The organism is Leptospira ryugenii (assembly GCF_003114855.1).
In the GTDB taxonomy this organism is placed as follows: Bacteria; Spirochaetota; Leptospiria; order Leptospirales; family Leptospiraceae; genus Leptospira_A; species Leptospira_A ryugenii.
In genome coordinates this window covers 462,722-476,769 of the sequence record NZ_BFBB01000008.1, presented here as the reverse complement: position 1 = coordinate 476,769, position 14,048 = coordinate 462,722, and the positions used below count along the sequence as shown (strand labels likewise).

Below are 14,048 nucleotides of genomic sequence, written 5' to 3'. Positions count from 1 at the left end.
CTAATTATAGAATGATTATTTTAATCTTTCTATAATTGTCGCAATTCCCATTCCTCCACCAATACAAAGAGTGATCAATCCGTAGCGTTGATCACGACGTTCTAACTCATCTAAAACGGTTCCCGCTAAGATTGCACCTGTTGCTCCGAGTGGATGTCCCAGTGCCATCGAACCACCATTCACATTGATTTTGTCCGCATCAATGCCTAGAGTTTTCTTTACATATAAAACTACGGATGCAAATGCTTCATTGATTTCCCAAAGATCGATATCTTTAACAGAAAGGCCTGCCATTTTAAGCGCTTTTTGAGAAGCCGAAACTGGGCCAGTTAACATGATTGTTGGGTCTTCGCCAGTCGCAACCGTTGCTACAATTCTTGCTCTTGGTTTTAAACCGTATTTTTTTAATCCGTCGTCGTTTGCTACTAGAAGCGCAGCCGCACCATCCACGATACCAGAAGAATTGCCTAATGTATGAATATGGTTAATTTTTTTGATTTCAGGATATGACTTTAAAGCTATAGCATCTAATTGTTGTTCACCGATAGTTTTAAATACAGGTGCAAGCCCTGACAAGAATGCGTAATCAGACTCAATCCGAGGATTTTCATCTTCTGAAACAATAGTTCCATCTTCCAGCTTCACAGGGATGATTGATTTTTTAAAATGTCCGTTCTTAGTTGCGTAATCAGCTTTTTTTTGAGAAGCTTCTGCAAGTTGGTCGGCCTCTTCTCGAGAGATGTCATACTTTGTTGCAATAAGATCAGCAGAAATTCCTTGTGGAACCAAATTGTAGTGGGCTGCAATTTTATCGTTTCCTACATTAAAGTCCCTACCCAACATATCATCGCCCATTTTTACACGGCTCATGGATTCAATTCCACCACCAACGGCTAGTTCCATTGCTCCAGAAGCAACATGGTTTGCGACATTATTCAATGCCTGCAACCCAGAGCCACAGAAACGGTTTACTGTGTACCCTGGAACATCTTTTGGCCAATGGGCCGCCATCACTGCATAACGAGCGATACATGCTGCCTGGTCTGCAACTTGTGTTACACAACCCATAACAACTTCTTCTACGTTTTTTGGATCTATGCCATTTCTTTCTTGGAGAGCTTTTAGTGTAATAGCGGAAAGCTCTTGTGGGTGAACTGCAGCGAGTGCCCCTCTTTTTTTACCCTTTCCCCGAGGTGTACGAACTGCATCTACGATATAAGAATTCCCCATGGTTTACCTCACTCTTGTGGAATAATTCAAAAACGTACGCGGTTCCTTAGGAGGGAACTAAAATTTCACTCTTTTGTAATGCTTTTCCGAAATTTGTTTGAGAAATACCTAACATTATGTCTGATTTGACATGCCTGGCGGTATAAAAATTGGTCCCATTCATCACCGAGAGCAATTGGGCCCTCTTTTAGCGTCCGGATGTATTCGCGGTTGGGCCGAAAGCTTTCACTATAACTACGGCGGTTCCAGTCCACAAACCTCCAGGCGCTAAAACTATGGTTCACACCTATTTTTTCATCGATTGTGCCGATGAGTTGAAATTGATTCCGACAGACAGATCGAAAGAACACGAAGCGATTGAAAAAATACAAAATATTTCTTTGCGGATTTGCCTCTAGAATCGCTCGGAAGTGTTCCTTCATTTCCTCCACAGTATAAAACAAATCAGGACCAGAATTTGTAGAACGGAAGATGATTGGGGAGGATTCCGATTCGCTATAATTTTTCGTTAAGATACGGATATAAGCAGGGTCATCAAGGAGAAGTGGGATTTCATTGAATGAAAACGGAAAAGGATCTCTCTCATATAGATGGATCTCGATATATCTGGTATGGTCAAAACTAGGATCATTGATGTCGGTTGCTACAATTCGGTAGAATGAATTTCTTAAAAATTCATCCTCATAGATATCGCGAACGGTAACAGCCCCTTCTTCGTATAAGATCGCACTACCAAAATCAATGAATGTCGCATTTTGAAATAACTGGGATAAATTGCCGAATTCTTTATGGTAAAGATTGCCCTGAAACAAAGCTTTTAAAATTAAATTATGGTCAAATAGTCTTTTTCGACCTGACCTCTGTTCCACGACGGTGTTCTTTGTTTTTTTTACCTTATAATAATGGATGTGGTTAGCCAATCCAAAGCGAAGCTTTTCAACAGAATGGTTTTCAACTAACTTCCGCTCATCATCTGGGTCTTCAATGATATTTGCTTCCGCAGAGAGAGAGAAGTTAGTGATTAAGAAAAAAAGAAAAACGAAGTGCAATTAATTTCTTTGGCCAATCAAAGGTCCTCCGACCTTTTCCATCATCCTTTCCTTTGTGAGAATCAAGTCCTCTCTATTGTCCGCAGCCATTTCACCGGTTCCGTCTAAATAAATGGCACCTTTTGGACAGGCCTCTTCGCAGAGACCGCAAAAGATACAGCGAAGCAAATTGATTTCAAAGGATTCTGCATATTTGTCTTCTGGGTGCAAATGCTGTCTCTCAGGTGTTACCTCCGCTGCGTGAATGGTGATGGCATTGGCAGGGCAAATCCACATACAGCAAAAACAAGCAGTGCAACGTTCTCTTCCTTGTTCGTCTCTTTTCATTGAATGCATTCCACGAAACCGTGTAGAATACATTCTCTTTTGCTCTGGGTATTCGATGGTCACCTGTTTGTTGAGAAAGGCTACTTTTAGAAAATGTTTTAAGGTGATCCAAAGACCTTTGCCGATGGACCAAAAATAGAACTTTTCATACCAGGAAAACTGATGGCGCTTGGCTACATTGACTACGTTAACGGTTCCCAATCAGAGCCTCCTTTTTGGAAATCATCACTTGCAACAACCTTTCAAAGAATTCTGCCGAGGACGGTAGGCCTTGGGGAGCTTCCATGGATTTTTCAAAATCTTGCTTAAGGCCGTTTTTGTTTGTAAACGAGCCAACTTGTTCGGCAAAAATTTTGATGGGAACGGAAAACTGAGCCCGATTAACCTCGGGAGTTTGGTTGGTATCTAGATGGACTTGTTTTACGGAAGCTCTCCACTGATCTGGAATGGACTCTTTGATTGAGAAAACCAAATCAATCTTTCCTTCCTTGATTTTGGATTCGATTTCACTTAGGCCACCAGCCAGGCTCAATCCCAAGTCAAGTGCACCCCTCGTATTCGGGTGACGATCCTTTGTGAGCAGAAAGTCTTCCTGCTCTGTGTCTTTGTACTGTGCATCAGTAACGCGAACTTCAAAGTAAGTGTTCACATTATTTGACTCTTTCGAAAGATCAGCTAACAAGGATTTTATCTTTGATAGTGATTCATTGGTTTCATGGGCTCCGCCGATGATAGCGATGCCTTTGCTCCTTTTAACTAAGGAGGCGATGGATTCTAAGACTTGCACAGATGTAGTGGTGGTGCCAGAATCCATAAAACTAAACAGTCTGTTTTCGTTCATCCAATCAATGTCAAATCTACCTTTGTCACACAGAAAGAACATCCCTTGCTCATAATTTTCCCGTACCATATATCGATACATTTTGTTGTCACGGACATTGGTGGTAACATTGCATCCTGTAGAACAACCATGGCAGACCGATTTGTGTGATTTGTACCACCACACACGAGACTTAAAAAGTGTCTTATGGTTTAATAAAGCTCCGACAGGACAAATATCAGCAAGTGCTCCCTGGAAGTTGTGTTGGATGGGCTCATCTTTCGCTAGGCCGATTAAGGAATGATTGCCCCGTTCGAATAAACCAAGGTTGGATTCTCCTACTTTTTCCTCTTCGAACCGAACACAACGATAACAGACAATACAACGATTGTGATTGATGATGAGATTGGTTCCGATCTCTTCCTGAGGTACGTTTCTCTTTTCAAATTCGAAACGGCTTTGTCCAGTGCCAGAACCGAAGGCGTTATCTTGTAGTTTGCATTCACCTGCTTTGTCGCAGACGGGACAATCTAATGGGTGATTGGCGAGCAAAAACTCCATTGTACCAGCCCGAGCCTCTTTGACTCGATCGGATTTTGTAATGATGCCCATACCTTCTTTAACGGGAGTATTGCATGCTGCTTGCAATCGTGGGACACCTTCGATCTCAATGAGGCACATCCTACACATCCCGACAACTGTCAGCGCGGGGTGGTAACAAAAATAGGGGATCTCCACTCCTACATCTTTCGCTGCATCGATTAGATTTTTCTTCTCATCGACTTCAAATTCGACACCGTCTATTTTGATTTTAACCAAAGAGAAAGCCCCCTCGGTATGATTAGACTAGAAATGAAGTATTCTGTCAAATCTTCCTTGCTAAATTATGAATACATCTTTGAGGCATTCGAAGTCCTTGAGACTTGGTTTTAATCTCTTCAACACGCCTGATTCAATTTGGATATTTTTGGATCGAATTTGGGTCTTCTTCGCCAGTGTACCCAGGAAATCTTCTAGGATAGGGAGTGCCTTTCCCTCCATAAAGAAATCAGAATCGATGATGATTTTTAACTCGGTAAAGGTGGACCTACCAGCCAAAAAGTGGCTAAATTGCTCATAAATTTGGCCCTTATCTTTTCGCCACGGGCAACCTGAAAGTTTCATTTCAATCTCAGATATGGAGTTGGATTGAAAGGCGATTTGTAAAGGAAGAGTTTTTTTATCGATCAATGATTCCTTTGTCATGTGCAGTAGGGAAAAAATCTTTTCCAAGAGTGTGGTTTCGGTAACTGGTTTCAAAAGGTATGCGGCAACGCCACTGTGAACCGCTCTGAGGATGACTTCTTTTTCGCCGGCTGAAGTGAGCATAATGGTGGGTGTGTGGTGAAGATATTCTTTTGCTTTTTCCAGAAGCGAGAGTCCATCCATATGCGGCATCATTATGTCACACACAAAGAGATCAAATTCATTTCCGCGTAACTTAGCCAAGGCGCTCACGCCATTGTTGACATGGGTTACTAAAAAATTATACCTTTCGAGAAAGTTTATGACGATAGCCGCATTGCTCGCATCATCTTCCGCTAATAAAACTTGGTAAACCTTCATCTGAGATTCTCAAGTAACTTGGTCCATCTTTGCATATTTTAATAGCCACTTTGGTTGTAAGGCTCTTTGGTAAAAGTATGCATCCACTAACACCAAATTAATCACAGCTTCCACAATGGGAACTGCTCTAGGAAGCACGCAAGGATCGTGGCGTCCTTTGGCCTTTAAAACAGTATCCTCGTTTTGGTCATTCACGGTTTTTTGCTCTTTTTTTATCGTCGAAGTAGGCTTAAAAGCAGCTCGCACGATTAGATCCATACCATTGGATATACCACCTTGGATCCCTCCGGAGTTATTTGTCCGAGTTTTCACCTGACCAGTGTTACGGTCGATATAAAATTCATCATTGTGTTGGCTACCTGTCTGCTCGGTTCCTAAAAATCCAGAACCAACCTCAAAACCTTTGCAGGCCGAAATGGATAGCAATGCCTTTGCTAAATCAGCGTCCAACTTATCATATACCGGATCGCCAAGTCCCGGGGGAAGATTCTTAACAATTGCTTTCACGATACCACCAACTGAATCACCTTCATCACGCAATTTTCTAATGAGAGATTCCATTTGGGTATTGGCATATGCCTCAGGACAACGAGTTGGAAATGTATCTACATAATCTCGACTGATCGGATATTTTGTATCGTCAATGTTTGAGGGAATTGTTCCGATTTGGTCAACCCAAGCAATCGTTTGGACACCTAACTCTTCTTCTAAGATCACTCGTGCTAATCCACCCGCCGCCACACGACCAATGGTTTCTCGAACAGATGCTCTGCCACCACCCACATGCGCTCTATGGCCATATTTTTCTGAATACGTATAATCAGCGTGCGATGGGCGAAAGACATGTGCCATCTCATCGTAATCAGATCCAATAGTATTCTTATTGTTTACTTTTAGTAAAATCGGACTTCCTGTTGTTTTATCCTGGAAAACACCAGACTCGACGATCAAGCGATCTTCTTCGTCCCGAGGAGTTGTGAGATCATTTTGGCCTGGTCTTCTGCGTGTTAGGTCTTTTTGAATCTCTTCAAAGGGAAATCGTTTTCCTGCCGGAACTCCCTCAATCACAACTCCAACCGAGACCCCGTGTGATTCTCCATATGTTGAGACTTTAAATATTTTTCCCCATGTAGATGGCATACTCCTACCATTAAATTCTCATTCAAAAAAGCTCCAATAAAGATTTTTATTCGTGAAATAGGAATTGGATGTTTCTCTTCTCTCTTGTTTCGTTGTCTTATGTTCCTTCACTCTAGAAAATGGAGTTTTTATGTCCTACTTTCATTCGGCATACATTTCTTTATACTTTTACTCTTCACTGGTAATCCTTGGAGTCAAAAACAAAAAGAACAGATACGATTAAAGGAAGGTATTTCAAAAGACTCCCCCCAACTTCTTTACTCGCTTCCCTTGGGTCTTGGAGCCAATGCATCTCCACAAAACAATTCTCCATTAGGCTCGCGTACAGAAAGGGAAGAGATAGAGGAATTTCAAAATGCTCTATCCTATCCGGAGCTTGCGCGGATGCAGGGTTGGGAAGACGAATGTAAGTTTAGAGTAACTGTTGCAGAAAACGGTGGGATAGAAAGTTTGGTAGTGGTTACTCCCTGCCAGCACCCAGTTTTCGAACGAGAAGTTCGGACCAAGTTGGAATCATGGAAGTTTGACACTGCGCGAGGAAAGGATCTAATTTTACCGATTCGATTTAAACTGTATGCAGGAGACTGACTCACCCATTCCGGATAAAAATTGGTACATAGTTTATACAAATCCAAGGGCAGAAAAAAAACTATCTGGGCTTTTAAATAAGTACAAAGTAGAAAATTACCTTCCTCTCATAACGGAAAGAAAAAAATGGAGTGATCGGATCAAAGTTATTTCAACTCCTTGTTTTAAGTCTTACCTCTTTGTGCGGATTTCATTTTGGGAAGAACGAATCAAGGTCCTGCAACTACCAGGATCGAATCATTTTGTCTATGCGAAAGGAGAACCTGCTATCCTTCCCGATACGACAGTTTCCGACTTGAAGGCACTTCTGGAAAACAGAGATGAATCTAGTAAAGTAAGAGTTGAAGAAGCACTCATTAAGGGCAAAAAAGTAAAAATCATTTTAGGCCCCTTTGCAGGTCGAGAAGCTGAAATAGTCGAAAGAAGAAACAAAGTCGGAATATTAGTTCGCATCAATGAAATAAGCAAAACCGCGGTTTTAGAAGTCAACATGGATCAAATTACTTGGGAGGATCTATCACTATGAAGGAAATAATGCCTATCGTTGAACGCGCACTAGATGACGAGATTCAATCGATTCAATATTTTAGAGAACGACTTGATCCCAATATAAAATTATGCATAGAACTCATCCTAAATTCTAAAGGTAAGGTGATCGTAACAGGTGTTGGGAAATCGGGAGATATTGCCAAAAAAATATCTCACACCCTTTCCTCTACTGGCACCTCAGCCTATTTTTTACATCCAACTGATGCATCTCACGGTGATTCAGGGATAGTAGGTGCTGAAGACGTTGTGTTGGCAATTGGCAAGAGTGGAGAATCTGAAGAATTAAACTCCATTTTACCTACGTTAAAAAAAATAGGGGCAAAGATCATTGGCCTGACTGCAAATACAAAATCCAAATTAGCCAGGTTATCCGATCTCGTCATCGAAACTCCTGTTCTCAAAGAGGCCTGCCCTTTAGCTCTTGCACCAACATCTTCTACTACAATTGCCTTGATGTTAGGTGATGCTATCGCGATGGCCCTCATGGAGCTAAAGAATTTCCAAACAGATGATTTTGCTCTTTACCACCCTGCTGGTCGCCTTGGCAAGAGACTCTCTCTATATCTTGACGATGTGATGAGAAAAGGGGAGAACAATGCGACGGTTCGAGAAGATTCCACTCTTGATGAAATTTTAAAAGAAATCACACAGAAAGGAATCGGTGCGACAGGTGTGGTAAACCAAGAAGGGAAATTATTAGGCCTTATCACTGATTTTGATATTCGAAAGGCACTAAGTGCGAAAAAAATTACAGCTGAGATTGTTGCTAAAGATATAATGAATGCAAATCCAAGTTCATTTTTTGCTACTGAAAAAGCATATGATGTTTTACTAAAAATGGAAGAAAGAGACAGACCAATATCCGTGGCCCCCGTTGTGGATACAAATGGGTTACTTTTGGGAATGGTATCTCTACATGATTTATTACAGAAAGGACTATAATAAGATGCCTGAATCTTATAAGATTATTGCTACTCTCGGGGAAGATGAGTTGAGACATCTTCAGAAAAAAGATACTAAGGATGTTGATGTTTTAGAGATTCGTCTTGATCTCTTTTCCAGAAATTATATCCAAAAAGAGCTTAAAAAGAAAATCAAGTCACTAGGTTTACCTGCACTGTTTACTTACCGCAGAGCGGAAGATAGTAGTGTAAAATCTTATGTAAAACTCTTTCCAGAGGATGTAGAAGGCATTTTAAAGGATTTTAATGACAATGCAAATTACTTGGATATCGAACTTAACCGAGAAGATTCTATATTCACAAATTATGAAAATCTAAACTTTCGCATCATTTACTCTTACCATTCTTTTAAAAAGTCAATCTACGCAAAAGAGATGAAAGAGTTCATTAGTAATGCAAAACCTGTCAAAAAGAAGAATCCAATTTTTAAGTTTGCGATTACACCAGAAGATATTAACGAAACGGCTGATTTCTTAAATGATATCAAACTCCTTTCCAAAACACATACAATGATAGGAATTTGTATGGGAGAACTAGGTATCATGTCCAGAGTCTTTGGCGATCATTTCCATTCCTCTTATACCTATATGACCTTAGGCGAACCGAAGGCTCCAGGCCAAATTTCTGTTGAGACCTTTAAAAAATTGAGAGGCGATTTGTTCAGAGTAAATTCAATTAAGGATTCGAAAGAGGAGGAGTTGTAGTCTCCTTACCTTTATTCACTAAAAAATTTTTGAATGACTCTTCCCTTTCAAAGACTTTGAAATCTGTTTCTTTTCGAGCGGTTTCCCAGTACTCATCTTTTAGAGATCCAGCATTTTTTAAATGGATTTTCACTGAAGCCAGATCTCCTTTTTTTGCGTAGGCTCTTGCCAATAAGTAAGAAGCAGCAGATGATTGATTCACTTTAGAAAGTAAAGAGATTGCTGGATCTATTTTATTGAGATAAAATAGATTTTTACCTCGATAGAATAAATACTCCCTTGTTTGGTTTACTTCCTCATCAGATTCCAAAACAGAAAAATATTTTTCGGCTGTTTGTTCTTTACCAACAACTGTTAATTGGCGAGCCAAACGAAGAAAACCAAGTCTATATTTATCGGGAGCCTTCTGTGGATTTGAAAAGTTTGTCTCTAGGTATTGGAAATAAGATTCAAAACTTTTCTCTAATTTGGTTCCAGATTTTTCAGCCTCGGCAAGACAAAGAAATCGAAACATGTGCGATTCTATTTGCGGATTGATTTGGAGAGCCGATTCTGCACTCTCTGCGCACTTTTGCCATTCGGATTTATCGTGATAAAGTCTTGCAAGTGCTAGAAGAGGTGTATCTTTATTTACCTGTTTATAAGCAGACTGAAAAGAGGATTCTGCCATATCAAATTGTTTTAATTTTTGATAGGCTATCCCCTCATTTAGGTATACATAATACAAAAAGACATTGGTATCCTTAGAAAAAGGATTTTTACGGGCTCGTTCGAAGGATTCGATTGCTGCTTTTGGATCATCTTTTCTGAGTTTAACGATTCCAAGTTTATAATGATATCTAGTTCGATTTGGATTTTTTTCTATTAATAGTAGAATATTCTTTTCTGCTAAATCATATTTCTTTTCTTCAAATAAGGCAAGTACGTATTCCCAACGAAGTTCTTCTTGATTGGGATTGTTTTTTAATTCTTCTTCATATTCTGCACTCGGTCTCACCTCATCTGAATCAGTATCAGGCGAGGCTTGTTTTTTAGGGTTTTGTTTGGGTTCTTGTTTAGGCTCGGGTTGTTTTTGAGGTACGTGATAGGCTGTGTGATTGGAATTTGGATTCCCACGGTTGCCTATAGCGCGGTTATATATTTTTTGCACTTCTTCATTTTGTGGGTCATATTTTAAGTACCGCGAGGAATACGTTGCGGCAGCGTTCCAATCTTGGTGGTAATTGAAGAAAAGTGCAAGCTTAAGCAATACAGTCTTTTTGTGGGATTTCTCCAGATTTAACTCAGCAGCTTTTCTGAAATTTTGTATAGAGTTGGGATAATCTTTTTTGTACTCATATATGTATCCCATATACATATATGGTTCTCCATCATTTGGATGTAGTTCAGCATACTTTGCAAATTTTTTGATCGCTTCCGAATATGCCTTTCTAGCGAAAGCTTTCTTTGCGTCCTTTAGGATTGGATTCTCCTCCGCTCCAATCGAAAAAAACCAAAGAAACGAAACAAGAATACAAACCCACTTTCCCACAAATTCCAAACTGTCCGAAAGTCATGGGAAAGAAAGGGATTTTTAAAAAATTTTACAACTCAGTCCTTTGCTTTTTCTCCTGTGCTAACTGTCTTGCTGCACGAAGTACTAAACTCATTGTTGTAATCTGTGGATTTACTGACAAACCTGTAGGATAAATTGAGGCATCCATGACAAAAATATTCTTATGCCCATATAACTCTAAGTTTAATCCAACCGCTCCCATCTCTTCTGTGCTAGCAGATTGAATGGAACCATGTGGGTGTGCTGATCCAACGGAGAGGTCACCTGATTGGATACTTTCTTGTAACACCCAGTCAAAGTTTGCGTTTTTCTCAACTTGGTATGGTTTTTCCATTCTGCTAAATGGAAAGATAAGCTCTTTTGCTCCCGCTGCGACGGTGATTTCGGCAAGTGCCTTCAATCCTCTCAGCATATTTTGGCCATCTTCTTTAGTTAGATTGAAGTAAACTTTTCTTCTACCAAAGCTCCACTTCACCGATGCATCTGCTTGACCCGCTGCACCATCACGAACAAGTACGATGCCCGCATTTAAATTTTTGTAGTTCTTCACAACTCCAAATTGCTGTTTGCCCACAAACGGCAACAATGCTGAGGCAAGAGTTGGGCGGTAGGGTGCGGCTTCTAACCAATACCCATACCCTGTGCCATTTTGATTGTGTCCGTCTTTGATGACGATTGATTGTGGTGGCCCTTGGAACATTTTAATCTCTTGGTCAAATCTTCCAAAAATTGTAGAGGTTGGGTGGACCTTAAGGTTCTTTCCCACCCAATCATTTCCAAGACTACTTCTTTGTAAGAGTGCCGGACCCTCAATTGCACCAGCACTCACAATGACGACCGGAGCTGAAATCTCCAAAGACTCAATATGAACTTGCGGTGCTTGTTCGTATGCATCTGGCATAAACTCAGCATAGACTCGTTTCATGCTGCCATCTTCGATTTTGATAGCTTTCATATTGGAGATAACGGTTGCGCCATTCGAAATAGCATCAGGAATCCATGTTAAAAATGCAGATTGTTTTGCGTTAATTGGACAACCAAGGCCACATCGACCAAGACCAATGCAACCTCTGTTATTGTTTTTGAGAATCTGTGGATTTAATCCTAATTTTTTGCCTCCCACCCGTAAAACATTGTTATTGGCATTCACTAGTTCATTGGGTACATCGTGTACACCTAATCGTTCGTGTACCTCACTTACAAAGGGGTCCATGACCTCTCTTGAGACAGGTTTCCAACCAAACCTTTTTTCCCACTCATCTGTCACGTAGATAGGTGGGTAGAGGGAAGTTTGCCAATTGATGGTTGTGGAACCTCCAACAGTACGACCCTGTAAAATAGATATCGTTTGGTCTTCGGAAACAATAAAGCCTGCATCACGATACAGTCTTGCTTGTGAAATGAATTCATCAGAATTGAATTGTGCTGGCGTAAAATAAGAGCCTTCTTCAATGAGAATCACCTTCCAACCTGCCTTGGAAAGTTCTGCTGCGGCTACTCCACCTCCAGCACCAGAGCCAATGACGACAACATCTGCTTGCAGTTTCCATTTTCCATCTTTGATAGCATTCTCTTTAATGATTTGTTCGTGTTTTTTCGGGGTTATGATTTGGCTATTTTCTTGTGGTATTCCCATATAGTATTTCCTTATTAGGCGGCATATCCAACATATTGTTGGTACTCTTTCGATGAGCTTAGCAAAAAGAATGAAAACTGTCTCAATATAAAGTAAAGTCCTCGTTTCATTGCAAGACTCGACTTTTTCCAAGACATCAGCCTCTCCATTCTCTCTTTCGGCGGAAGTTTTACGAGAGGGGTGAATGAAAAGTCAAGAGCCAAGGCAACCAAATAAGAGGAAGGGATAGAAGTTAACAATAATAAGACGTCTTCGGTTTCGAGAGGATAGGGGTGACCGTAAATGTATTGGTCTAATGCCAAGCCCAAATCAAAATCTTTGATAGGATTTTCGTCCAAGATCACTTCCTGCAGAGCCCTGAAATTGTGATATGCCTCTTCTGAGATACCACGCAATTTTGGTGTAGAAAGGCCAGGTCCGCAGTTGACCCCTTTCAAAGATATTGTTGTGAGAGCTATGCATTTGAGTGTAAATTTGAAAAATCGATTTCGACTGAGAGTAAAGGGTTCCAAGAAGACCGTCCTATTGTTATCAATTCCATTGCTATTTTGCCACAGACTTGTCTTTTTTTCATTATTTTTCCTGATTTCTCTCTCCTGTTTTCCCTTTTTTCGAAAAGGAGGGGAAGGCTTTTTGAAAGCCTTCACGGATCTAAAACCTATTCCAACCCTACTCTCTCCCAAAGACCTTAATAGCTGGAAGCCTATTGCAAAGAGAGAAGAACAACAAATCAGCGCCATTATTTTGCATTCGACAGATAAAAAACCAAGCACGGAGTATTTGAAACTCTCCTTGGAGAACGGCTTTTTTATCCACTTCCTAATAGATAAAAAAGGAGAGGTGTACTGGGATCCATCTGCCTTTCAAAATGTATATGCCGCTTCCCCTGGTATGGATGTGGTCAGTTTACACATAGCATACGAAGGTAGCCAAGAACAGCTTCTACAAAATAGTATCCAAAGCAAACGAATGGAGACTCTTGTGAAGGAGCTTACAGAATCCTTTGCAATTCCTAAGTCAAACTATGACATCATTTCCCAAAAAGGGGTCTTCACTCACAACCAAGCCAAACGACGATTTGGTGGTTTTGTAGATTTTTCACCATGTGGAGGTGAAAAAGCATTGGAGAGACTATTGATAAACATTGGAGGCGAGTATAAAGAAGAAGATCAATGGTACCAAAGGTATGAATCAGGTTGGGTACTAAAAAAAGAAAACAAACAAAGACTCCAAGAGACCTTCTTTCCTACGAACGGACGAGGGATCTCAAAACCAGAAAAGGTTTCTCTACCAAGCATAGAATCAGATGTGAATGGGTATCCAACGGAAGCTTACCGAGTCAAGTATACCTTTAGAGGCAAAATTAAACCAACTTGCATTGTCTTACATTACACTGCTATCTCCGATTATTTTCAGTCTTTGAAAACATTGGAAAATAGAAATCTCACTGCCACTCTGATGGTGGATAAAAATGGAAAGGCTTACCAATTGGTAGATTCGTTAGAAGACCGAGCGGCGGCAGCAACAGGTACGAATGACCAATGTATACAAATTGAAATCATCGCAAAGGACACTGCAGAATTGATCTCACAACCGGAACAAACGGAAAAAGTGAAAGTCCTTGTTCTTGAATTAGCTCAAAAATATAAAATCCCGCTCAATAATGAAGACATTCAATCTCTCTCCGGGATCTTCAGCCATACACAAGCAAAAAAACGATGGGGCGGTTCCATCTTTTTAAACGCGAAAGATTTCGATCCAGGCGAAGAATATATGGAACTCATACTAAATTCGATTGGAGGGAAATACTTTCCTGAATCAGAATGGAAAAATCGCAGCTCTTTGGATTGGGCTATCTTATATAAATCTTTTCAACCTTAGGA

14 protein-coding genes are annotated in these 14,048 nt (G+C 40.4%); 5 read left to right on the top strand and 9 right to left on the bottom strand.

Features of this window, described 5'->3' with window-relative positions; genetic code table 11:
* Positions 1-15: 15 nt before the first annotated feature.
* The 6 genes from DI060_RS14955 to aroC form a co-directional block, all read right to left on the bottom strand.
* Positions 16-1,230: an acetyl-CoA C-acetyltransferase gene (locus DI060_RS14955; RefSeq protein WP_108977746.1), complete on the bottom strand. Its 1,215-nt coding sequence runs from the start codon at positions 1,228-1,230 to the stop codon at positions 16-18.
* A 65-nt stretch (positions 1,231-1,295) separates the two neighbouring features.
* Positions 1,296-2,279, bottom strand: coding sequence for a hypothetical protein (locus tag DI060_RS14950; protein ID WP_108977745.1), 984 nt, complete (start codon positions 2,277-2,279; stop codon positions 1,296-1,298).
* A complete protein-coding gene (locus tag DI060_RS14945; RefSeq protein ID WP_108977744.1) occupies positions 2,280-2,807 on the bottom strand; it encodes a NuoI/complex I 23 kDa subunit family protein in 528 nt (175 codons plus the stop codon).
* Positions 2,794-4,245: an NADH-quinone oxidoreductase subunit G gene (locus DI060_RS14940; RefSeq protein ID WP_108977743.1), complete on the bottom strand. Its 1,452-nt coding sequence runs from the start codon at positions 4,243-4,245 to the stop codon at positions 2,794-2,796. The genes DI060_RS14945 and DI060_RS14940 overlap by 14 nt, the downstream gene beginning before the upstream one ends.
* Before the next feature lie 60 nt (positions 4,246-4,305).
* Complete coding sequence (locus DI060_RS14935) at positions 4,306-5,031, bottom strand: response regulator (protein ID WP_108977742.1); 726 nt, start codon at positions 5,029-5,031, stop codon at positions 4,306-4,308.
* Positions 5,032-5,040: 9 nt separating this feature from the next.
* Positions 5,041-6,171: a chorismate synthase gene (gene aroC / locus DI060_RS14930; protein WP_108977741.1), complete on the bottom strand. Its 1,131-nt coding sequence runs from the start codon at positions 6,169-6,171 to the stop codon at positions 5,041-5,043.
* A 99-nt stretch (positions 6,172-6,270) separates the two neighbouring features.
* Between aroC and DI060_RS14925 the strand changes: the two genes are divergently transcribed.
* From DI060_RS14925 to DI060_RS14910, 4 genes are read left to right on the top strand one after another with little or no spacing between them, the layout of a single operon-like run.
* Positions 6,271-6,759, top strand: a complete 489-nt coding sequence (locus DI060_RS14925; RefSeq protein WP_108977740.1) for an LIC_10042 family TonB-like protein — start codon at positions 6,271-6,273, stop codon at positions 6,757-6,759.
* Positions 6,746-7,285, top strand: coding sequence for a UpxY family transcription antiterminator (locus DI060_RS14920; protein ID WP_108977739.1), 540 nt, complete (start codon positions 6,746-6,748; stop codon positions 7,283-7,285). Before DI060_RS14925 ends, DI060_RS14920 begins: the two co-directional genes overlap by 14 nt.
* Positions 7,282-8,250, top strand: a complete 969-nt coding sequence (locus DI060_RS14915; protein WP_167837023.1) for a KpsF/GutQ family sugar-phosphate isomerase — start codon at positions 7,282-7,284, stop codon at positions 8,248-8,250. The genes DI060_RS14920 and DI060_RS14915 overlap by 4 nt, the downstream gene beginning before the upstream one ends.
* A 4-nt stretch (positions 8,251-8,254) precedes the next feature.
* Entirely contained in the window at positions 8,255-8,974 is a 720-nt protein-coding gene (locus DI060_RS14910) for a type I 3-dehydroquinate dehydratase (protein WP_108978157.1), read from the top strand.
* Here DI060_RS14910 and DI060_RS14905 read toward each other — a convergent pair.
* From DI060_RS14905 to DI060_RS14895, 3 genes are read right to left on the bottom strand one after another with little or no spacing between them, the layout of a single operon-like run.
* A complete protein-coding gene (locus tag DI060_RS14905; RefSeq protein ID WP_369689628.1) occupies positions 8,946-10,505 on the bottom strand; it encodes a tetratricopeptide repeat protein in 1,560 nt (519 codons plus the stop codon). The two genes, DI060_RS14910 and DI060_RS14905, sit on opposite strands and share 29 nt — an antisense overlap.
* Before the next feature lie 52 nt (positions 10,506-10,557).
* On the bottom strand, positions 10,558-12,165 hold the full coding sequence (locus DI060_RS14900; protein WP_108977737.1) for a GMC family oxidoreductase N-terminal domain-containing protein: 1,608 nt from the start codon (positions 12,163-12,165) through the stop codon (positions 10,558-10,560).
* A 14-nt stretch (positions 12,166-12,179) separates the two neighbouring features.
* Complete coding sequence (locus DI060_RS14895) at positions 12,180-12,677, bottom strand: hypothetical protein (RefSeq protein ID WP_167837022.1); 498 nt, start codon at positions 12,675-12,677, stop codon at positions 12,180-12,182.
* Here DI060_RS14895 and DI060_RS14890 point away from each other — a divergent pair.
* Entirely contained in the window at positions 12,628-14,046 is a 1,419-nt protein-coding gene (locus DI060_RS14890) for a peptidoglycan recognition protein family protein (protein ID WP_439956924.1), read from the top strand. The two genes, DI060_RS14895 and DI060_RS14890, sit on opposite strands and share 50 nt — an antisense overlap.
* The last annotated feature ends 2 nt before the right edge of the window (positions 14,047-14,048 follow it).

Excerpts from the sequence above, each read along its gene's own strand:
- DI060_RS14955 (WP_108977746.1), bottom strand. The coding sequence starts at position 1,230 with ATGGGGAATTCTTATATCGTAGATGCAGTTCGTACACCTCGGGGAAAG.
- DI060_RS14935 (WP_108977742.1), bottom strand. The coding sequence starts at position 5,031 with ATGAAGGTTTACCAAGTTTTATTAGCGGAAGATGATGCGAGCAATGCG.
- aroC (WP_108977741.1), bottom strand. The coding sequence starts at position 6,171 with ATGCCATCTACATGGGGAAAAATATTTAAAGTCTCAACATATGGAGAA.
- DI060_RS14925 (WP_108977740.1), top strand. The coding sequence starts at position 6,271 with ATGTTCCTTCACTCTAGAAAATGGAGTTTTTATGTCCTACTTTCATTC.
- DI060_RS14920 (WP_108977739.1), top strand. The coding sequence starts at position 6,746 with ATGCAGGAGACTGACTCACCCATTCCGGATAAAAATTGGTACATAGTT.
- DI060_RS14915 (WP_167837023.1), top strand. The coding sequence starts at position 7,282 with ATGAAGGAAATAATGCCTATCGTTGAACGCGCACTAGATGACGAGATT.
- DI060_RS14910 (WP_108978157.1), top strand. The coding sequence starts at position 8,255 with ATGCCTGAATCTTATAAGATTATTGCTACTCTCGGGGAAGATGAGTTG.
- DI060_RS14900 (WP_108977737.1), bottom strand. The coding sequence starts at position 12,165 with ATGGGAATACCACAAGAAAATAGCCAAATCATAACCCCGAAAAAACAC.